Here is a 21098-nt window from a genome sequence, read left to right on the forward strand (position 1 = left end):
TAAGAAAAGCCTGCCTCTTTTCAAAGAGACAGGCTATTTCTTTTCAGCCTTCACATTCACCTTAGGAATCAGAATGAACATCACGACAATACCAAAGACGATTAAGAAACCAAAGATGATCGGAAGCAGTGCTGATGTCTGCTTCTTGTGATCATCGCCAGAAGGTGCTGATACAGCGGCATCACGAAAAGAGATATTCATCTCTTCCATCATGTGAGCTGATGTTTTGGGCGGGTTCTCTTTTAGATCACTGAAAAGCTGCGGAGAAAGAGACCCTCCCGGAGTTTTAGGCGGTTCAGCAAAATGAATGTCTGTTTTGACTGTTGATGTCTTTTTGCTTTGTTCGTATTTCGTTTGATCCCTCAATATACTTGAGTTAATATTGAGTTCTTTTTCCTGATATTCATTCGGCTTGACATTTGTATCCGTATCTTCACCAGCAGCGAAAGCAGCAGGAATGAGGAGAAAAAGGGACATGACACCAAGTGCCACCCCTTTCACGAACAGATTAAGCCTCATGAGTCACATCACGTTCCTCCGTTTTATCTTTCCATAACTTTGTCACAAGCGGGATGGCCATGAAGAGGACAGTTAAAATCACTAATCCTATAACACCCATTCCAAAGTGATCTCCATTTCCATATTGGATGGACAGGTACACGTCTGTCACTGGATTTATGAAATGGAAATTCGGCATCACCAAATCAATTAATGGTGCGACAAAGAAGAAAATAAGCGCCGTTGCTGCCATCCATCCGGCAATAGAGCCGAAAAGGAACGCCGTGCGAATAAAGGCGGAACAAGCCACTAATAGTAAAATCGTGAAAATGGACCACTGAATCGCTTGATCATCTGCAAGCTTGTAAATGTTCAGTCCAAACAAGCTGATCATGAGTCCGACTAATAGATTTAAGATGCCAAACAGTGCACCTTTAACCAGCATCGGAGCTGCCGCATAATACGAGCTGAAAAAGCCAATTAACAAACTGCTGATCATCACAATGACCAAAATGACCACTGGCGGTACAGTCTGCGTTTTTTCTTCCGGCACATCACCGCTGATTTTCAGCGGATTGGCTAAGTGGTTATACACATAGTTGCTGTTGCCTTGATCACTCAATGTGTTTCCTAAAATACCCTTCAAATCTTGCTGAACAAGCTTCGTAGAGTTGACATTCTTGCTCCAGTTTTCATTCAGCGTATCCGCTTTTTCTTGAACTGTTGTCACACTCTCTTCAATGTTATTCGTATAATCCGCCACCCCTTTTTGGCGGTCGGTTAACGAACTCATATTTTCAGAAAGACGAAGCACTTCCTGACCAATTGAATCCTGTGCACTGACAACAATTGAACTGCCTGCAAGGTCTGCCGTATACACTGCATCTCCTTGATCAGCCATTTGCTCCGCAACATTGTCCGCACTTTCAGAGATTGTATTTAATTCCTGTTCCACGCTTGCCTGCTGAGTCGAAATGTATTCTGCATAGCCATCTGAAAACTTCTGCATCTCATCAATAAAAGTAGACACATCATCGTTTGACGTCAGCATCTGGTTTTTGAGCGTATCCCAGTTTTCTGTTTCCTCTTTTTTGATCGAGAGGATGGACTGGATTTTCTCTTCTTTTGTGTCTAGTAGAGAAGAGTTATTTGTTGATTCGTAAAAATCATCAAGCATCATATATAGTTGGGAGAGTTGATTGGAATACTCCATTAATTTTTTAGTGTCTGTTGATTTTGTATCAAACTTTTCCTCAAAAAGATCATCAGCAAAGGCTCCACCAATTGGTGAGTTTCTGCGCTTCAGCTCTTTTACTTTACTTACAATGGATGATTCTTGATTTTGGATTTCATTCGGAATGACGTTATATCGATCTTGTAACCATAGAAACTTTTTTTCAAGTTTACCTATTTTATCAGAAAGGTCCTTAAGCTCCTTACTCATCTGACTCACTTTGTCTTTCAATTCGTCATTATGAGCGGCAGCTTTTTCTTGAATCTTCTTTTTCACTTCTTCTAAACGAGTAGAGAGTGCTTTAAGGTCATCCTTAGATGAATTCGTGCTGCCGGAATCTGGCTGAACAGGATTTTCGCCCTCTCCACCTTCTTTGCCATTTTCAGTAGTAGGCGGCGTCTCCTGATCTGCTAATTGATCCGCGAGATCGTTCATTTCTGTTGAAATTTGCGAGAGTTCATTTGTCTCTTCATCTAAATTAATCCCAATCTTTTCAGGGTTTTCATTATCTTGATCTGATGGTCCATCCTTACTGGAGTCCTCTGGCTTTTCAGTTTCAGCTAAAATCTGCTCCCTTTTTTCTTTTAAATTATTTTGCAAGGCTTCCATCTTATTTTTATAGTATTCCAGGTACTGCTTTTCATAGTTTTTAATCAGTTCCTTCTGAGAAGCCTTCACAAGTTCCGTTAATCCCGTTGCTTGCTTAGGAATGGCGTCCTCTCTTGACTTTTGAACAGATTGAATGGCGCTGTCAGTTGTGTTCAGCTGACTTTGTACCCCGTTGATGTCTGTTTTTAGTCCGCCCATTTGATCACTAAAGCTGCGGGCATTTTGGTTTTGAATATCAGCAAGCTGTTTGAGCCCTTGCTGGATTTGTTTTTGACTTGTCGATTGCGCTTTGATCAAGAGGTCCTTTTGTTTGTCTTGATACTGCTGGTATTGATCGACTGCTTTCACAAAGTCCTTTAACTGGTTCTTTGCTTCTTCTGTTGTACTCAAACCGTCTTTATACTGTTTCTGTGAATCGGTCATCGCATTTTTTAATTCTTCTATTTGTTTCTTCTGCTGCTGAACGGCATCTGATAATTTGTTTGAGTTCGGCTTATAGAAGTTATACATCGTGTTTTGGAATTCGACTTCTTTGCCGACAATATGCTCAAACTCTTCTCTGACATTGCCGATTTCCTGTGATACAAAACTCCAGTATAACGTCGACATCTGTTCATTCATTTTCTTTTGCGCATTTTCCAGCTCTCTTTGCACTTTCTCTTTATTGACTGAATTGAGCTGGTCTTGAATAGAAAATTGAATGGATGCCTTTTCAGGATGGTCTTTATCATAGCTCAGCACATTTTTAGAGAAATCAGACGGAATATAGAGGACAGCGTCATACTTTCTGCTTTTCAGTCCATTTTCCGCCGCACTGCGATTCACTACGGTCCATGTATAATCTGGACGCTCTGATAATGCTGCCACGACATCCTGTCCGAAACGAGCGGTGTTTTCACTTTCGCTCGCTCCCATATCTTCATTGACCACAGCAATATTACGTGTGGCATTCTTTTTCTGTTTTGCCGGGTCATCTCCAATGAGGTGGAAAAATAAAACCGGCAGAACAAGAATCAATATCATGGTCGATACGATTTTGATGGAGCTTTTTTGCTGCTCTGTCATTGAACACTCTTCCTTTCTACCGCACATAAAGGAACCTGGATTTTCTTCTCTTTCCCGTTTTCAACCAAATACCCGAACCCTGGCTGAATATCTGGTTCTTGTCTTGCATATGGAAGCGGTATGATGTTTTGCTCTGATTTTTTCATGAGTAACATGGCATGACGAACTTGTTTAATTTCGTTTGTGAGTGCATCATAGCCTTTACTGAATTCGGTATGATTCCCTGATGCGATCAAGCTAAAGCCTAGGTGTGCATATGACTTCATGAAATCAGCCAATTGATCTTGAAGACGCGGATCGATCGTCTGCTGAAAACGCGTAATGCCATCAATCACAAGCACAATTTGAGGGAACGACAACTGATCGGTCTCTCCCCTGCGTACAGCTTCGACGTACATCTCTTCCCGCACCTTGAATAAACGGTCTATTTCCTCTGCCCATTCAGTGATATCATCCTTTGTTTCAAGGTAATCGATATTCTCTTCCTTTGCATAATGGGAAAGACCCCGATCAATCGAATCAAACACGGCCAGCTTCTCAGGTCTTGCTGCTAAAAGCTGATCAAGCATCAGTTTTGTCACATTTGTTTTCCCTCGCTGCGTTTGACCGATGATGAGGCAGTGTTTATTCTTTTTCAAGTCAAAGTAAACAGGTGCAACAGATTCCTCATCTAGTCCGACTGGAATGTCATACGGCTGTTTTTGTTCTTCTAAACGACTCTCTAGCTCCCAAATGGTCAGTTTATCAGGAAGCATTGGCACAGGCTTTGGTTTTTCAGCTGATTCAAAGCGATCATGAAGAAGCTGTATCTCTTCTTTCAAATGCTCAAACAGTTCGAGATCGTTCTCTCCTTCAACTGGCAGGAACATTTGCGCAAAGTAAAGCTCTTCTTTATTGATAATGACTCGTCCTGGAATCGGTTCTAAGCTGAATTTCGGTCTACCAATAATCGAATACGCCTCTCCTTGATCCATTAAGTAATGAACAACCTTTGTTTTCAGGTTATTCATAAGAGATTGGCGGACTGCGTTTACCCGAGTCGCTGTAATCAAGAAGTAAATTCCTAATGATTGTCCATCACGGCTCAGCTGGATAAATTCAGATTCAAGTTCATGCATTTCGTCTTTGACAATGTCAAAGTTGTCGATCACGATGAAAATGAACGGGAGCTTTTTCTCATTTAAGGCGTTGTACATTTTGATATGACTCATTTCTTGCTGCCTGAATAACCGCTTGCGGTATTCAACCTCTTCCCGCAAACGCGTCATCGACTTTTGAATCTTTCTCATTTGATCCATTAAGAAATAATCCGCCGTGTGCGGCAGCTTGGCTAACGGAAGCAATGTCCCGTTTCCGAAGTCATAAATATACGCATGCCATTCTTCAGGTGAATATCTCTCCGCAAAGCTCATGAGCAGTGTTGTGGCAGCAAGTGATTTGCCGTAGCCGGAGGAACCGAAGATGCCAATGTTCCCATCTTCCATCATTTGATAAGAAAGTGGATGCTGGCTTTGCTGATCTGGCTCATCGACAAGCGCAAAATGGAAGACATGCTCTTCACTCGACGCATAACGTGTTTTTGGAATCCGTTCTTCAAGCGGTGGAAGCCATGGACTTGGAAGCTTCTCAATCCCAAGCTCCTGCTGCATACGTTCAATTTCATCCACAACAGCAGAAATCTCCGATACTGTCTCTTTCTTCACTGCCGGCTCTGTACTTACCCCTGATAACGGAATGAGTCCAGTATCTGTCACAATGGCAATGTCATCTTCTGATCCGTAGCCATCTTCCATATATGGCGCACCGCTCCAAGCTGATTGGAACAATTCATAAATTTCATTGTTCCCCACTTGTAAGTAGCCGCGGCCTGTAACGGTAATGGACGCCGCATCACTATTTTTCAATATTTCCTTACTGTCTGACGCATCTTGTACTTTTAGTGCGACCTTAAAGCGGGAGTTACTCCAAATCTGATCATCGATGACCCCGCCTGGCTTTTGGGTAGCCAAAATGAGATGGACCCCGAGGCTTCGGCCGATACGTGCAGCACTGACAAGCTCCCTGATAAAGTCCGGCTCTTCACTTTTTAATTCAGCAAACTCATCAGAGATTAAAAATAAATGAGGCATTGCCTGTTCAGCCTTATTCTCCTTATAGAGCTTCGTATAATCATTGATGTGATTCACATGATATTGATCAAACAACCGTTGTCTTTTCTTCAATTCACTTTTAATTGAGGCAAGCGCTCTTTCACTAAAGTTCTTGCTGCCTTCAATATTGGTGATGGTACCTAGTAAATGAGGAATATTTCGGAACGGCTGCGCCATTCCGCCTCCTTTATAGTCAATCAGCAGGAAAGCGACTTCATGCGGGTGAAAGTGTACAGCGAGCGATAAAATGTACGTCTGTAAAAATTCACTTTTCCCTGATCCTGTTGTTCCCGCCAACAGGCCGTGCGGACCGTGTGCTTTTTCATGCAGATTCAGATCCACAATGTCATTTTTCCCTTTATAACCGATTGGCACAGATAGTGATTTGGCCGTTTCTGATGTGAGCCATTTTTCACGAATACCAATCTCGTCTACCTGTTTGGCATGAAAAAGATCAAGGAAGGAGACCGTTTCAGGAATCGAATTGGTCATGCCAACTTGATGATCTAATGTTCTCAGCGTTCTGGCAAACAGCTCATTGTCCCCGCGCTCATGTGTATCAAGCTGAAATGGAATTCGGACGGCTTTCTTGTGCTGAATGAGAATATCTCCTTCTTCTTCGTTAATATAACGGACAAGCGTCGAGATATTTTCAGCTAAGCTTTCCTTTGTTTCAGCAGCAAAAATAATTGAGATGCCAAGGTCTGTCCGGCTGCCTTCTAAATATTCTAAAATCACATGTTCAGCAATAAGCTCGTGATTTGTCACGATAAACACAAAGTGAGGCGTAAAGATTTTTTTCTCTTTTTCTTCTTCTAAATCACGCTCACGTAAAATTTCATAAATCGAGGACAACAGCTGATCGCGTGTTTGTTCGTTGTAAATAAACCCTTTGCCGTATGTATGAGGCAGCTGGAAATGCGGAAGCCATTTCATCCATTCCCAATTCTCATACTCCTGCTCATGAAAAATAAAGACAAATCTCAAATCGTGATAGCTGTGCGAGAAAGCAAGCTGTCCGACAAGTTGATGAAGCTCCTTTTTCACAATGGCTGGCTTTCCAATCAAGCCTGTTGGGCCATCTGCAAGACCAAATGTAATGGGTACATCCTTCACTTTACGATAGACCTGTTGCATGTGCTGCGTTTGTTCCATTAAGTCATCCATGTCACGATTGGCCATATCGCCGCCGCTCATCGATAATTCATAGCTTGATGGGACTGCACCCGTCCCAAGACGCAGCTGCAAGAAATCGTCACTCACAAGTGTTTTTTCCCAAATTCGGCCGCTAATTTCTGACGTTAAGTACTTCATTTGTTCAAATGACGGATAATGATACGTCAAAATATATTGCTGGCGGTCGTAAAGCTCTTGCAGCTCTTTTCGTTTATTTTCTAAGTAAAGAGAATAGACTCGCTGCCGTTTCTCTTCTCGTCTTTTGCGTTGTGATTTCTCTTTAAAGTATTGAACGGACGATGTGATTAAGGTCATGATAAACATCGCCATCGACACGACAATAAAGATTCCGCGCGGCTGGACAAGAGCGACAATCCCCATCACAAGAAGCATCACAAGCGGCGGAAGGACAACAAGCCAAAGCCCTCTGCTGTTATTTTCACTCTCCTGCGAAGGAAAGCTAAAGGATACCCGGTCATCTGGCAGATCATAAATTAAACGCGGTGTTCGTCTATATAAAGGATATTTTTGTTTTGTTTCTGTGCTTGGTGCTCTTGTTTTTTCCAAACGTGTTTGAAATGGTTCATATGCAGTCACCTGCAATAAATCATCATCTTTCAATGTCACCGTTAGAAAGTTCCAGAACAGCTCATCTCCAGCATCAATTGTCTCTGGACCGTGAATTTTTTTCCCGTTCACATAAATCGTTTCGTCCTGAGGCATGACATACCAAGATCCTTCGATTTTCTCCAAAGTAAACTGGCTCGCATCTTGAAACATGGAATGCGCTTGTTCTTTCCACACATCAATACCATCTTTTTCCTCACGTGAAAAAGACAGCTCGACTCTATTTCCTAGGTAATAAATGTGTTGGTCATGGTGTGCTTCCATTAACATAAGTGTAAGTGATCCAAGTTTATATGGTTCATGTGGAAGTAATGTGCCTTTCTTCTCTTCACCCTGATAAATGGAAAAGCCATCATTCGGTTCATCGGGAGATAAACGGATGACCCCCTCATCAAACGAAAGTGAAGGGATTGTCACCGTATGCTCTATTTCAGGTCCAATCACAGCTTCTCGATTGAACTGCTCGTCTAAACGGACGGTTTGATAATCCTCCTCATAAAAAACCCAAAGAAGACTCAAACGCTCCACCTCCTCATGGGACAGCACCAACTGTCAGTTGTATCGAAAGAATTATTTTTTCTCATCTTTTTTCGTCTGAGAGGTTTTCTTTTTCGCTTCAGATTCTTTCTCTTTTTTCTCTTGATCGGCTTTTGACTGCTCTTTTTGTTCAGCTGTTTCATCTGTTTGGCTTGCGCCCGAGGAGTCGTTGGTGCTTGTCTCCGTTGTTTCTTTTTCTTCATATTTCGCCATTTCCTTAATAATCGGGTCTAGCTGTTTTTGTTTTTCTTCTGCAGTAAGACTGTCATCGTTTTGAATGTCATTGCGGTAGGCGACGAGTGCCGTGAATATGTACCGGTCGTCTCCTAGTACACGTGCAATATCAAGTGCTTCCTTGCTATTGCCTTGTCCAATATGAATCCAGAAAAGGAAATATTGCGGATCAGTCTGTAATGTGTATGTATCTGTGATTTCTTTTTTATGCTGATCGAGTAACAGGTTGCCTTGATTCGTTTGTACATACGAAATGGCCAGTTCATATTGAAGAGAGACCGGCATTTGATTGGCTGAATATTTTTCTAACGTATCCACCACTTGGCTGTACTGTTTGTTGAGATAATATTTGTTTGCCTCGACATACGCTTCTTGTTTCGGCATCGCAAAAAAGAAGGTGTAAATGGTGTACACCAATGCCGGGATTAATAGGACAAGCAGACCTAGTCCGATATATCGTTCGATCTTCCATTTCTTTTTCGGAAGGGTTAATAGCGTTTTCTCTTTCGTTTCAATCGCTTCGATTTTTTGCTGAGTGAGGGCAGACAATTCTTCCAGCGACTGCGTTTCAACGATTTCTTTTGCCAGTTCAGATAATTTCAGCGTCTCACTGTATGCCACATATTCCTGAAACCGATATTCATGGTCCACCACTCGAAGAATGACGGCTTTGACTTCTTTTAATAAACGATGGTCATCCGTTTCATATGGCGGGATGCTTTCTTTGACCCCGTAATGCAAAAATGCAGGAGCTAAGCCTTGATGAAAAACAATGTTTTCAGGAGAAACAATAGGATGCAGCCGCTTCACGTCGTGTTTGCAAACTGCATCGACAAGCTGGTATGAAAAAATCCATTTGCTTTTTTCATCCTTTGCATGGATGAAACGAAATTCCTGATAGGCAGGAGGCGGTTGAATAGAAATGATGACCTCATCTTCAGTTAATTGAATCTCTTTTTTGAATGAAGGATTGATGTCTTTGATCGGTGCCGCTTCTAAACCGTCTAAGAGTTTAATTGTCTCTCTTTGAAAAATGAAGCTGTAGGTGCCACCCTCTTTTTTCATCACTGCTTCTAATTGTTCTTCTAAATAGGAACTCTTTTTATCTGCCATTCACAAAAGTCCTTTCATAGTATTTCCAGCCTGTCTCCTGTGGTGATTCCACAGTCTGACAGCTTATATTCGCCTGAAAACACAGCTTTCTTATTGACTACTCGCACCCAGCCGCCTTCTCGCTTAGGAAGTGAGATTTGTTTTGCCTGCCAGGCGATATGGATGACTTGTTTAATATGTAAATAATTTGATAGTCTCAAATCAAACACACTGCCATCATAATTTTTTAAGTCGATGGTAATATCGATATACACAAATTTCCACCTCACAAAATAGAAAGAGCGCCGGCATCCATTGACACACTCGGCGCTTTTTCTGCTTTTCACACTTAGAAAGGAAATCCCTTTGATTAGCCGCGGATTTGGCTTGCGATGTCTTGGTCAGTGCTTTCAAGTGTATTTGCCGTTTGATCAAGCTGATTGCTGACATCTGTTAGTAGATCAGACATTTTGATGAATGAAGGCTTTAACTGCTCGTATTGATCAGCAAATGCTTCACTAGAAGCACCTTCCCACATTCCTTTTAAATCAGAGATCATTCTATTTAGACGATCAACTTGGTTTAACACTTCTTGACTTTCAACACCATATTGCTTAGCGGTCGCTCTTAGTTCTTCTGGGGTTACGCGAATAATTCCTGACATATTCCTCATTACCTCCCGTGCATAGCCGCCATATAATGGGCTAATCCACTTATTTTTTGACGTTATTATTATAAAAACAGAAATGATACACAGTCAAACAAATCTGTTTTTATTTTACAAAATGAGTCTATAGAATTACTGTTTTTTCGCTTTTTATCTAGTATTTAACATTTTTTTGGTCATATATTCTTAATAAGTGTAGACACACTTCACTGAATCTTTCCGCCTATTGATTTTTTACTACGTTATTATTGTACTATTTCTTTTTCGCCTTCATTCAGCATCGATGTGCTTGCTTCTCTGGGCTTTCTCTTTTTTTAAATTTATGGCATTTTGTTATTGATTTACGTACCTCTTTCTCTTCATAATGTAAGTACGTGAAATATTCGAAAAAGCAGGGGTTTTTATGACAAAAAAGACAGATCCATTCAAGTATAGTCTTGATCGTTTAGAGGATGTGGCAGACCAAATTAGTGATGTGCTCAATTGCCCTATTACTATAGAAGATACGCATCATCGATTGTTGGCCTATAGCACTCATAATGATTTTACTGATCCCGCCAGAACTTCAACCATTATCTCCCGCCGTGTACCGGAAAAAGTCATTAATCGGCTTTGGAAGGACGGTATCATTCCTACACTCCTTAAAACAGACGAACCGCTTCGTGTCCCTCAAATTGCAGAGGTGGGTTTATCTAGCAGGGTTGCCATTTCAATCTGGAAGGACAAAGAAGTACTCGGTTTTATCTGGGCGATTGAGTCCACACAGCCTTTTTCAGAAGAAGAAATGGACCTTCTGAAGATGGCAGCACATGCTGTTAAAAACAAATTACTTAACTTACAAATTCGCAAAACGAAAACAGAAGAACGCAATCAGGAGCTTTTCTGGAAGATGCTCACAGGTCATATTCATGAAAAGGATGAGATGCTAGACCTATTTTTAAGACTTGGCATCAGATGTCCAGACACGTATGCCATCATCATCTTCCGCCTTCGTGACGAACTCACAGAAGACACAGAAAAAAAGCTATCTTACCTGCTTGAAACAACGCAGCAAGTCCAAGTGCTGTTAACAACTGTTGATTTTCACGAATTCATTATTCTTGTCTCACCCAAAACGGAACACCCGCTGCACGATATTAAACAATTCACAAGCGGCATGCTGCAGCAGCTGTCTGACCGGTATCATATCCATCACGTTCAAGCAGCGATTGGTGGAATTTACGATAACATCTCTTATATTCAGCCTTCCTATAAAGAAGCACTGGCTGTATTAAAAACAAAAGAGCGCTTTCCTGTTGAAACCGAACGTTTACACAGTTTTTCTGAACTTGGTATTTATCAATATTTAGATGTCCTCGCTGAAAAACGAAGGGGCTCATCTTACTCCAGTTATTCTTTATCAAAGCTGGAAGATTACGACCTGAGGCATCATTCCAACCTAGTCGAAACCCTTGAACGATTTATTGACTGTGACAGCAATGCCAATATTGCCGCAAAGCAATTAAACATCCACATCAATACATTGAATTACAGATTAAAACGTATTACAGACATTGCAGAAATAGATTTAAAAAACATGAATGAGAAAATGACCATATACCTTGATATGAAGCTAAAAAACGTCCATTTGTGAAATTTCACAAAGAGGCGTTTTTTTATTTTTTATTTCAACCGAAGCATTTTTTAAACATTCAGGATACACTAGACATACAATATGAATAGATAAGCATGGGAGGAATAAACATGATCATCGGCATTCCGAAAGAGATTAAGAACAATGAAAACCGAGTGGCATTAACACCAGGAGCAGCTTCTCAATTACTTTCAGCTGGACATCAGATTTTAATTGAAACAAACGCTGGTTTTGGAAGCGGATTCACTGATGACGATTATGTATCTGTTGGTGCAGAAATTCTTGATCAAGCGAAAGATGTGTGGGCATCTTCTGATATGATCATGAAGGTAAAAGAACCATTACCTGAGGAATATTCATATTTCAGAGAAGGACTCATCTTATTTACGTACCTGCATCTTGCCGCAGAGCCCTCCTTGGCTGAAGCTTTAAAACAAAAAGGCGTCACAGCTATTGCTTATGAAACAGTAACGGACGGAACATCACTCCCTCTCTTAACACCTATGTCTGAAGTGGCGGGCAGAATGTCCGCTCAAATCGGTGCACAATTTTTAGAAAAGCCAAAAGGCGGTAAAGGCATCTTGCTCGCAGGCGTACCAGGGGTATCAAGAGGGAAAGTCACAATTATAGGCGGCGGTGTTGTTGGAACAAACGCAGCGAAAATGGCGATTGGGCTTGGCGCAGATGTCACTCTTATTGACGTAAACGCAGAACGCTTGCGTCAGCTGGACGATCAATTTGGTCATCAAATGAAAACGTTAATGTCTAACCCAGTAAACATTGCTGATTCAGTCAGTGAGGCAGACCTTCTCATTTGTGCGGTGCTGATCCCAGGTGCCAAAGCACCAACGCTTGTGACGGAAGAAATGGTGAAGCAAATGAAGCCTGGTTCCGTCATAGTAGACGTAGCGATTGACCAAGGCGGCATTGTCGAAACAATAGATCATATCACAACACATGATCAGCCTACTTATGAAAAACACGGTATTTTACATTATGCAGTTGCCAATATGCCTGGAGCAGTTCCACGGACATCAACTGTTGCTTTAACGAATGTCACCGTTCCCTACGCACTGCAAATTGCTAATAAAAGCGCTGCAAAAGCCATTCAAGAAAACAAAGCCATCGCAGAAGGTGTCAATGTCATGAACGGACATATCACATATGAAGCCGTCGCTCGTGATCTCGGCTATGATTATGTGCCTGTTCATCAAGCGATCGATGCGTCTTCTATGACAGAAGCTTAATACAGACCCGCCCTTTTCATGGGTGGGTTTTTTGTTAACCAATAATAAAAACAGGTTGACAAATACTTCTCATCCCCTTAATCTATTTGTACAGATAAGACAGGGGGAAACATCATGCAACAGAAAACAAGAACCGCTGATTTTGTGCTAGTCGGAATGTTTGCTGCACTCATGGCTATTGGAGCCAATATCACATCCATTGTGCCGTTTTTGCAGGTCGGCGGAATTCCACTTACAATGCAGCCGTTTTTTTGTGTACTTGCTGGTCTCTTGCTCGGCAGACGGCTTGGCGCATTGGCTATGATTGTATATGCCTTAGTTGGAATTGCTGGTGCACCTGTATTCGCACAGTTCTCAGCGGGCTTTGGGGTTATTTTAGGCAAAAGCGGTGGTTTTGTATTATCGTATATTCCTGCTGCCTGGCTAGCTGGATTCATTTTAGAAAAAAGAAAAAATCCTGGCTTTGGCCGCTTTTTGCTTGCAGCTATTGCAGGTACGACCGTCATGTATGTGATCGGAACGACTTATACGTACCTCGCATTAAATGTGTGGCTGAATGCACCCATTTCCTATCAAACCACATGGTTCTTTATGATCTGGTTTATGGTGAAAGACTACGCATTGACCATATTACTTGCGATGCTGGCACCTAAAATTTATCGCTCTGTATCAAAAGCCACATCCTTTCGAAAACAACAAGCTGCGTCATAAGTGCAGACATCATCTTCAAGTGGATCATAGAAAAAAGAGCCTGTCTTCATTCAAGCTCTTTTTTTATCATTACTCAGCGTATTGATCTATGATTTCTTCTAGCATTCCTTCAAGCGCTTCTACATCTTCAAGATCTGATTGACTGAAGCGGTAGCGTACAAGCTGTTCTCCGTCATTATACATTTCCTCCAGCCACCCTCGCAGGCCTCTTGCTCTGCGGTCGACTTCGAAAATAACGTCTAATCCATTCTCATCTATCAAAAAAATCAGCTCTAACTCATCAAGCATATAGCGATAGTAGTCTGATGTCGGAATAAACTCAAATTCTTGAACAAATGGCAGACGACGCTGGAAGTAAGGTGCTTGTTCACAGTCCGCTTCGTTCAAGTGGAAGCCTAGATTTCTAGTGGCTTCCAGTATATTTTTCACCCAAGGATGTGCTTCAACAAAAATACGGTCATAGTCAGATTTATCGATTCCGCCTTGGATATCAAGGTCTGTCACCACTGCAATTTCTACTTTTCCGATAGTCATCGGGGTATCAATAGGAAGAATAAATGAAAACGGAAATTCATGCTTTTCGCCAGGCTGGATGATGAAAGAATCCGTCACCCGTAAAGAATAGATGTTCACATATTTTCTACGCTCTTCATCATCTTGCACAATCACATATTGCGTTTGAATCTTGACATCGATATAGCGGATGTCCTGAGAGATTTTCCCGCCCTTTGCATGGACAGTTCCCCTTACCTCTTGACCTGGATAATAAGCGTTTTTCTCCAAAATGGTATCTACCTTCGCTGCACCAATCCCAGCACTTGCCGCTAGCTTTTTAAAAAATGACATCTCTCATCTTCCCCTTTTCATTTTTATCAGCATATATACGTAAGAAAGAAGAAGAAAGATTCATTTTATTCATACTTTTGTCCTAATTATTTTTTACCTTTGGACAGCAAAAAAATGGAGAAAACATCACAAAAAAAGCTTATAGAAAAAACAACGTTTTCTCTACAAGCTTTTTATGTTAAAGAATAATTGCCGCAATCCAGCCGAACAGGACAAGCGGTACATTATAAAATACGAATGTTGGAACACAAGTACCCCAAATGTGGTGATGCTGTCCATCCATATTCAATCCAGATGTCGGTCCAAGCGTACTGTCACTTGCAGGTGAACCTGCATCCCCAACAGCCGCAGCTGAACCGATAATTGCAATTGTCGCCATTGGGCTAAACCCTAGGTGTAAACAAAGTGGAACAAAGATGGTCGTAATAATTGGAATCGTTGCAAATGATGATCCGATCCCCATTGTAACAAGCAGACCCACAAGCAGCATTAAAATTGCCGCGAGGCTCTGGCTGTTGCCGATAAATTGTGAAGATGCTTTAACAAGCGTTTCAATGTCTCCTGTTTTGGTTAAAACGTTGGCAAATCCAGCCGCAACAAGCATGACAAAACCGATAAATGCCATCATATTCATTCCAGATGTAATCAGTTGATCTGCTTCATCGCGTTTCATCATTCCGGTCACAAACAAGACAAGCAGTCCTGCAAGTGCACCGAAGATCATACCTTCCACGCCAAGGCTTTGAGACAGATAAAGCTGGACAATCAATGACACGAGGATGGCAAGACCAGCAAAGAATAGACTTTTTTTCGTATACGCTGATTTCTCTACATCTGTAATGTCGCGATCCTCATATACTTTTGGCTTACGATACACGAAAAGGGAGACGATCAATCCTAGCACCATCCCCCCAACAGGGATCAGCATTGCATATGGAATATCTGCTAAATTCACAGCTAGACCTGCATCCTTCATATTATCACGGAGCATTCCGTGGAAAATCTGTCCAAAACCGACTGGAAGTAAAATATATGGTGCAGTGAGTCCGAAGGTCATGACACACGCTAGCAGTCTGCGGTCAATTTGAAGCTCGTTAAACACTTTTAATAATGGCGGAATTAAGACCGGAATAAAGGCAATGTGAACAGGAACGACGTTTTGTGAAAAACAAGATACGATCAAAATCACAAGAATGATCAGTACTTTTGATAATGTTTTTCTTCTTGAGTCGCCTTCTTTTCCTAGAAGCTTCACTGCTCCTTCAACCATGGCATCTGGAAGACCCGTTTTTGTCAGCGCCGCAGCAAATGCCCCTAAAAGTGCATAGCTAATGGCAACTGTCGCATTTCCTCCGAGCCCGTCAGTAAAGGCTTCCACTGTTCCTCCCAGGCCTAACCCACCTGCAAGTCCGCCAGCTAAAGCACCGAGTGCCAGCGCAATCACGACATTGACCCGCAGCAAGCTTAATATCAACATTAAAATAACCGCTAAAACAACTGCATTCATGGTGAAACCCCCGAAATCCTTTAGTTTACTAATGTAGTAGATAATTAAAGTACCAACGTATGTTACCATAGAAAATTTTCTTCGTCAAACGGCGTATGTCCTACATAAAAAAAGCTCCGCCATTTGGCAGAGCCTGATCCTTTATTTCTTTCCTTCAAATCGTTCCACAAATGTGGCCAATGACCGTACCATCACACCTGTCGCCCCTGTTGGCCCAAAGCATGAAGGCTTTTCTGTTGTTGCTGTTCCTGCAATATCTAAGTGAACCCAAGGCGTATCCTCAGCGAATTCACCAATGAATGCTCCTGCCATGATCGCATGACCATCGCGGCCTGGTGAGTTATTGAGATCCGCCATTTTGCTGTTTCGTACGCGCTTTTTATCTTTTTCAGTGATTGGCAGCTGCCAAATCATTTCACCGCATTCTTCTGATGCCTCTTTAAACTGAGCATATAGTTCATCGTTATTCGTCATGACGCCTGTTGTCTCATTTCCAAGTGCCACAATGACCCCGCCTGTTAATGTGGCCACGTCTACAAGGACAGAGGCACCGTGCTGCTTCGCATATGTCACCCCATCTGCTAAAACAAGACGGCCTTCTGCATCCGTATTCAGCACTTCGATTGTTTTACCGCTAAGTGACACAATGACGTCATCCGGTTTCATGGCGTCAGCCGAGATCATATTGTCTGTCGAGGCAATGACAGCAATGACATTTTGCTCTGGGCGCAGTTCACCAATGATTTCCATGGCGCCTAAAACAGAGGCAGAGCCGCCCATATCTGTTTTCATCCCAACCATACTGGCTCTTGGCTTTAAAGAATAGCCACCAGTATCATACGTGATACCTTTACCGACAAGCCCGATGACGTCTGTCCATTCTTCCTTGCCTTGATATTTCAGAACGATCAGCTTTGGTGGTTCTGTTGAGCCTCTATTGACAGCTAGAATCCCGCCCATGCCGAGCTCTTCCATCTGTTCTTTATCTAAAATTTCAATCTCAAATTCGTATTTATACGCAAGCTCTGCCGCGTACGAAGCCAGATCAGAGGATGTGAGCATGTTCGGCGGCATATTCACAAGGGTACGGGCCGAATTGACGGACTGTCCGTAGACCTCGCCCACTTTCAGACTTGCCTGAATTTCAGCTGTATCATGATCCGTCGTTGCATAAACAAACTCGATGAAGCGATCCGGTTCATTTGTTTTATGTTTAAAATCTTGTAATTCATATGTAGCTAAAAGGCAGCTTTCAGAAAGGGCATGGGCTGCATCTTGGGCAGGCAGATCCTTTCCAATAAACGTATCCAGCAAGACCGAAACCGCTTGCTTTTTATCTTGATGGAGCTTTTTAAATAAATGGGCAAACCCTTCTTTTGCCTCTTCAAACGTGTAATCTGATTCCTTCCCAAGTCCGACAAAATAAATGCGTTTGATGCCTGTCTCAGGGGATGGGAAAAACTTCGAGAGCTGATTTCGTTTAGATGAAATATCGCCTTCTTTTAATAATTCAGTGATTCTTCCTTCAAGTAATTCATCCATTTCTTTTGCTTTTCCTGATAATTGGCTCTTTTGAAAAAGTCCGATCACCAGTGTATCTTTATGCTGCAATTCATTTGTCGAGAAAAACATATTTATCACACGCTCCTTCAATGAACTCCATTTTTCACATTGGAACTTCTATTATATCAAAATTTACGTGCCTATACGATCATTGCCAGTCTGTCTTTACTTGATGAACATTTATATTTTCACACGCGGAAGGGCATCATGAAAAAAGCGATGAAAACTTGAGCAGCCCGCCTGCATTCTCCTCGTTCCACATCTACTTTCTTTAATGTTATAATTGAACATGGACTTGGCAGCATTTGATACTGCTATCATTTTTTCATCTTACTAGGGTACACAGTCCATCATTTCGCACCATATTTTTTCTTACAGAGAGGATGTTTCTTGTTCATGAGCGTACTGATGAATTTTCCGCTGCTTGCCAGCCTTGCAGCCATCTTTTTTGCTCAATTTGTAAAAGTACCGATTCAATTTATCATTTCTAGACGACTAGATTGGTCGCTCATTACAAGCACAGGCGGAATGCCAAGTTCACACTCCGCAGCCGTAACAGCACTCTCAACAGCAGTGGCTTTAGAGCACGGGCTAGATACATCTATCTTTGCCATTTCCGCCATCTTTGCCATTATTACCATGTTCGATGCGACAGGTGTGCGCAGGCAGGCAGGAGAACAGGCGACTGTACTTAACAAGTTGGTGACAGATTTTAACCGATTTGTTTCTGAAGCAAAGAATTTCCCGAGTGCGGAAGAAAAAGAAAAGCAAAAGAAATTAAAAGAGCTTCTTGGTCATAAGCCGATTGAAGTCTTCTTTGGCGGCTTAACAGGGATCTTACTAACACTCATCTTAGATTATTACTTCATGTAGAAGCGAAAAAAGCTTTGGACCTCAAACTTGTCCAAAGCTTTTTTATTCTTTATTGGCTTGAAACTGCTGACGGAACACTTGCATTGATTCTGCTTCATTGAGCTGGTTTAAGTCTTTTTCCGTTAACGTCCCTTCGCCCTTTTTGATGATATACACATCAAGCACTTTTTTACCCCATTCTCTATACACATCATCTACGGTTTCATAGTATAAATCAAGCTTATGACCTTTAATGGCTTTTCCCGTATCTGCGACCACTCCGTAGCCATAGTTTGGGATAAACAGCACGGTTCCAATCGGAAAGACTGATGGGTCTGCTGCCACAGTTGAATATAAGTCACGTTTCACTTTGACGCCTGAATATGTAATGCCATATGCATGGTGTTCCTTCGTTTTACCTGTTGATTCCACACCTGCTGTATAACCTGTGGCGACAACCTTTTGCTTCGGGTAATCGTTCCAATTAAACGCTTCTTCGAGAGAAACAGCCCGCAAGTCATCACTTTTGAGTGCCATCGTTTCCCTTTTTTGCTGTTGGAAAAAAGAAGATACTTGCTTGCCAGGATCAGTCTCTTTCACCCAGACAGCTAAATCACTTGGTTCAACTCCAGATATGCCCGTAAAGCTTGTCAAGAGAGCAAGCATGAAAAGGGCTGTCATGAACAATCGTTTCATCCATGTTTTCATCTTTATTTGTCACTCCTCTACCCATCTATTTGTTTCCAAACAAAATGGAAACTATGCAAAGGAGAAACAAAAAAACCCACTTGCATGTCTACAAGTGAGTTAAAACATTTGATACCCTCTTTTTCGAAGTGCATTGATGACAAAACCTGATGCAATTGCACCAATCAGACCGCTTAACAAGATAATGATATCTGCCGCAGCGAGAGAGACAATGCGTTCTCCTATCCCTGAAAAAGCAATGCCCGGTTCTCTGACATAAGCGATCATCTTTTGATTATTGATAATGAAAAGGCATACAATTGGATATAAAATAGCCATAATCCATGACATTCTCAGCAGCATATTGAGCAAAAAGCCAATGCCGAAGAATAACACGAAAAATAAAATAACTGAAATGATAACGACTGGTAAACTGATCACTTCATCTCCACCCCCAAATATCCCATCATTAGTTTAACTTGGAAATAGAGATGAAGTCAATCAATGGAAAAAGCAGATGGATTAAAGCTTCTTTCCTGTCCCTTTACATTCCTCACATGTTTCAGATCCGCCGAGCAATAGCTGAAAATACCCTTTCCCCGAACAATATTGACAGGTGGATTTTTTTTCTTTTGTTTGTGCATTCATATTGCTCACTCCCTTGATCTAAATTTTCTGATAATTCATCATAACATACTTTGTTGCCGATGACCAAGTAAGAAAATATGCCATACGTCATAAAAAAAACGTGTATCACGAGGATACACGTTTTTGTCTATTAAGGTTTAGAAGAACTTGAATTTTCCTTTTTTCAGAACAAGTCCTGGGCCGCCAACCATGAATAAAGAACGGTTGTCGATGATTTTCTTCATTGCAGAAGCTTTTGTTCCTTGAAGTTTTTTACCAAACGCAACACCTACAGCGTCGTGTTCACCAAGAGAAGCAACTGTTCCTTTGATGTCTGGCTTAAAGCTTTCAAGAGAACCACCTTTAACTAGTGCTGCAAGGTTTTTCGCTACTGTTTCACCTTGCTGCATCGCGATTTGTGCAGTTGGTGGGTATGGACGGTTGATTTCTTCATTGATGATCAATGAACAGTCACCGATGATGAATACATCATCATTTTCTGGTACACGAAGATCTGGAGACACTTTTACGCGGCCGCGCATGTTTTCAAATCCAGCTTCTTCAACGATTGGGTTACCGCGTACACCAGCAGCCCAAACAACAGTTTCAGCTTTGATTTCTTCTGTATCATCGTCTTTTCCAACAATGATGCCTTCAGGCGTACATTCTTTGATCGCTGTACCAATTTTGAACTCAACACCTTTACCTTGAAGGTAGTTCATTGCATAGTCGATCAATTCAGGATCGAATCCTGGAAGAGCTGTTGGTGCAGCTTCTACACAGATGATACGTACGTCTTTTTGATCAATATCATACTCTTTGCAAAGCTCAGGCACACGGTTTCCAAGCTCACCAAGGAACTCAATACCTGTGAAGCCTGCACCGCCGACAACGATTGTCAAGCGCTCTGGACGTTTTTCAGCTTCCGTATTATACGTCGCAAATTGAAGCTCAATGTGCTCACGAAGCTGACGAGCAGAGTTGATATTAGAGATTGAGAATGCATATTCTTTCAGTCCTGCAATACCAAATGTTTCAGGAACAGCACCAAGTGCAACAACAAGGTAGTCGTAAGAAAGTTCGCCATCTGATGTCACAACTTTCTTTGCTTCCTTATTAATGCTTTCAACTGTTGCTTGTACAAAGTTGACACGGGAACTGTTAATCACATCTTTGATTTGATAACGACAGCGGTCATGATGAAGTGTACCTGCGCTTGCTTCATGTAACCATGTTGTTTCGTAATGATAATTATGCTTGTTCACAAGAGTAATGTCCGCATCATTTGTGCCAAGCTGTTTTGTTAATCTTGTTACAGTCATTAATCCGCCATAACCTGCACCTAATACAACGATTTTCGGTTTATTCACTGGAATCACATCCACCTTTTTTAAATTTGCTGTAAAACGGATAAAGAATTACATATTGCTATTCTCAACCGCTTTCCGGCATTTTATGAAATTTAAACAAAAAAATAAGTATGTGAAAATCTGAACTTTCACCTACATAAAACGAAAGCATTTGACCGTATCCGAC

At 41.7% G+C, this 21098-nt stretch carries 17 protein-coding genes; 4 read left to right on the plus strand and 13 right to left on the minus strand.

Annotated elements, in window-relative coordinates; genetic code table 11:
- Positions 1 to 33: 33 nt before the first annotated feature.
- The 6 genes from essA to MKZ03_RS14700 all read right to left on the minus strand — a co-directional run bounded on the left by essA (position 34) and on the right by MKZ03_RS14700 (position 9886).
- Complete coding sequence (gene essA / locus MKZ03_RS14675) at positions 34 to 519, minus strand: type VII secretion protein EssA (protein ID WP_034659843.1); 486 nt, start codon at positions 517 to 519, stop codon at positions 34 to 36.
- A complete protein-coding gene (gene esaA, locus MKZ03_RS14680) occupies positions 509 to 3406 on the minus strand; it encodes a type VII secretion protein EsaA (protein ID WP_341032241.1) in 2898 nt (965 codons plus the stop codon). The genes essA and esaA overlap by 11 nt, the downstream gene beginning before the upstream one ends.
- Complete coding sequence (gene essC / locus MKZ03_RS14685; RefSeq protein WP_341032243.1) at positions 3403 to 7878, minus strand: type VII secretion protein EssC; 4476 nt, start codon at positions 7876 to 7878, stop codon at positions 3403 to 3405. Before essC ends, esaA begins: the two co-directional genes overlap by 4 nt.
- Before the next feature lie 51 nt (positions 7879 to 7929).
- Positions 7930 to 9243 carry a type VII secretion protein EssB gene (gene essB, locus MKZ03_RS14690; RefSeq protein ID WP_341032246.1) on the minus strand — a complete coding sequence of 438 codons (1314 nt, stop codon included), beginning with the start codon at positions 9241 to 9243 and terminating at the stop codon, positions 7930 to 7932.
- 14 nt (positions 9244 to 9257) lie between these two features.
- A complete protein-coding gene (locus MKZ03_RS14695; protein ID WP_003213579.1) occupies positions 9258 to 9497 on the minus strand; it encodes an EsaB/YukD family protein in 240 nt (79 codons plus the stop codon).
- 95 nt (positions 9498 to 9592) lie between these two features.
- Positions 9593 to 9886, minus strand: a complete 294-nt coding sequence (locus MKZ03_RS14700; RefSeq protein WP_003213769.1) for a WXG100 family type VII secretion target — start codon at positions 9884 to 9886, stop codon at positions 9593 to 9595.
- A gap of 406 nt (positions 9887 to 10292) precedes the next feature.
- Here MKZ03_RS14700 and MKZ03_RS14705 point away from each other — a divergent pair, with 406 nt between their 5' ends.
- From MKZ03_RS14705 to MKZ03_RS14715, 3 genes are all read left to right on the plus strand, one after another.
- A complete protein-coding gene (locus tag MKZ03_RS14705) occupies positions 10293 to 11522 on the plus strand; it encodes a PucR family transcriptional regulator (RefSeq protein WP_034659848.1) in 1230 nt (409 codons plus the stop codon).
- A 110-nt stretch (positions 11523 to 11632) separates the two neighbouring features.
- Entirely contained in the window at positions 11633 to 12769 is a 1137-nt protein-coding gene (gene ald / locus MKZ03_RS14710) for an alanine dehydrogenase (protein ID WP_034659850.1), read from the plus strand.
- Between the two features lie 114 nt (positions 12770 to 12883).
- Positions 12884 to 13480, plus strand: coding sequence for a biotin transporter BioY (locus MKZ03_RS14715; protein ID WP_003212636.1), 597 nt, complete (start codon positions 12884 to 12886; stop codon positions 13478 to 13480).
- A gap of 69 nt (positions 13481 to 13549) precedes the next feature.
- On the opposite strand, the gene MKZ03_RS14720 is transcribed toward MKZ03_RS14715, so the two are convergent.
- From MKZ03_RS14720 to MKZ03_RS14730, 3 genes are all read right to left on the minus strand, one after another.
- Positions 13550 to 14326: a sporulation protein gene (locus MKZ03_RS14720; RefSeq protein ID WP_034659852.1), complete on the minus strand. Its 777-nt coding sequence runs from the start codon at positions 14324 to 14326 to the stop codon at positions 13550 to 13552.
- A 178-nt stretch (positions 14327 to 14504) separates the two neighbouring features.
- On the minus strand, positions 14505 to 15833 hold the full coding sequence (locus MKZ03_RS14725; protein ID WP_307500185.1) for a Na+/H+ antiporter family protein: 1329 nt from the start codon (positions 15831 to 15833) through the stop codon (positions 14505 to 14507).
- A 141-nt stretch (positions 15834 to 15974) separates the two neighbouring features.
- Positions 15975 to 17465: a leucyl aminopeptidase gene (locus MKZ03_RS14730; protein WP_106039120.1), complete on the minus strand. Its 1491-nt coding sequence runs from the start codon at positions 17463 to 17465 to the stop codon at positions 15975 to 15977.
- Between the two features lie 327 nt (positions 17466 to 17792).
- Here MKZ03_RS14730 and MKZ03_RS14735 point away from each other — a divergent pair, with 327 nt between their 5' ends.
- Positions 17793 to 18269 carry a divergent PAP2 family protein gene (locus MKZ03_RS14735; RefSeq protein WP_034659857.1) on the plus strand — a complete coding sequence of 159 codons (477 nt, stop codon included), beginning with the start codon at positions 17793 to 17795 and terminating at the stop codon, positions 18267 to 18269.
- A 42-nt stretch (positions 18270 to 18311) separates the two neighbouring features.
- Here MKZ03_RS14735 and MKZ03_RS14740 read toward each other — a convergent pair whose 3' ends face one another.
- The 4 genes from MKZ03_RS14740 to MKZ03_RS14755 all read right to left on the minus strand — a co-directional run bounded on the left by MKZ03_RS14740 (position 18312) and on the right by MKZ03_RS14755 (position 20938).
- Positions 18312 to 18956, minus strand: a complete 645-nt coding sequence (locus MKZ03_RS14740; protein WP_106036546.1) for a 3D domain-containing protein — start codon at positions 18954 to 18956, stop codon at positions 18312 to 18314.
- 99 nt (positions 18957 to 19055) lie between these two features.
- Positions 19056 to 19376, minus strand: coding sequence for a YuiB family protein (locus MKZ03_RS14745; RefSeq protein ID WP_034659859.1), 321 nt, complete (start codon positions 19374 to 19376; stop codon positions 19056 to 19058).
- Positions 19377 to 19457: 81 nt separating this feature from the next.
- Complete coding sequence (locus MKZ03_RS14750) at positions 19458 to 19583, minus strand: YuiA family protein (RefSeq protein WP_159049984.1); 126 nt, start codon at positions 19581 to 19583, stop codon at positions 19458 to 19460.
- 137 nt (positions 19584 to 19720) lie between these two features.
- Positions 19721 to 20938 (minus strand): NAD(P)/FAD-dependent oxidoreductase, encoded by a 1218-nt coding sequence (locus MKZ03_RS14755; protein ID WP_161937191.1) that lies wholly within the window; start codon positions 20936 to 20938, stop codon positions 19721 to 19723.
- Positions 20939 to 21098: the final 160 nt, after the last annotated feature.

It is taken from the genome of Bacillus sp. FSL R5-0431, from assembly GCF_038002985.1.
In the GTDB taxonomy this organism is placed as follows: Bacteria; Bacillota; Bacilli; order Bacillales; family Bacillaceae; genus Bacillus.

Coding starts and splice junctions, on each gene's coding strand:
- essA (WP_034659843.1), bottom strand. CDS start 519: ATGAGGCTTAATCTGTTCGTGAAAGGGGTGGCACTTGGTGTCATGTCC.
- esaA (WP_341032241.1), bottom strand. CDS start 3,406: ATGACAGAGCAGCAAAAAAGCTCCATCAAAATCGTATCGACCATGATA.
- essB (WP_341032246.1), bottom strand. CDS start 9,243: ATGGCAGATAAAAAGAGTTCCTATTTAGAAGAACAATTAGAAGCAGTG.
- MKZ03_RS14700 (WP_003213769.1), bottom strand. CDS start 9,886: ATGTCAGGAATTATTCGCGTAACCCCAGAAGAACTAAGAGCGACCGCT.
- MKZ03_RS14705 (WP_034659848.1), top strand. CDS start 10,293: ATGACAAAAAAGACAGATCCATTCAAGTATAGTCTTGATCGTTTAGAG.
- ald (WP_034659850.1), top strand. CDS start 11,633: ATGATCATCGGCATTCCGAAAGAGATTAAGAACAATGAAAACCGAGTG.
- MKZ03_RS14715 (WP_003212636.1), top strand. CDS start 12,884: ATGCAACAGAAAACAAGAACCGCTGATTTTGTGCTAGTCGGAATGTTT.
- MKZ03_RS14720 (WP_034659852.1), bottom strand. CDS start 14,326: ATGTCATTTTTTAAAAAGCTAGCGGCAAGTGCTGGGATTGGTGCAGCG.
- MKZ03_RS14725 (WP_307500185.1), bottom strand. CDS start 15,833: ATGAATGCAGTTGTTTTAGCGGTTATTTTAATGTTGATATTAAGCTTG.
- MKZ03_RS14730 (WP_106039120.1), bottom strand. CDS start 17,465: ATGTTTTTCTCGACAAATGAATTGCAGCATAAAGATACACTGGTGATC.
- MKZ03_RS14735 (WP_034659857.1), top strand. CDS start 17,793: ATGAGCGTACTGATGAATTTTCCGCTGCTTGCCAGCCTTGCAGCCATC.
- MKZ03_RS14740 (WP_106036546.1), bottom strand. CDS start 18,956: ATGAAAACATGGATGAAACGATTGTTCATGACAGCCCTTTTCATGCTT.
- MKZ03_RS14750 (WP_159049984.1), bottom strand. CDS start 19,583: ATGAATGCACAAACAAAAGAAAAAAAATCCACCTGTCAATATTGTTCG.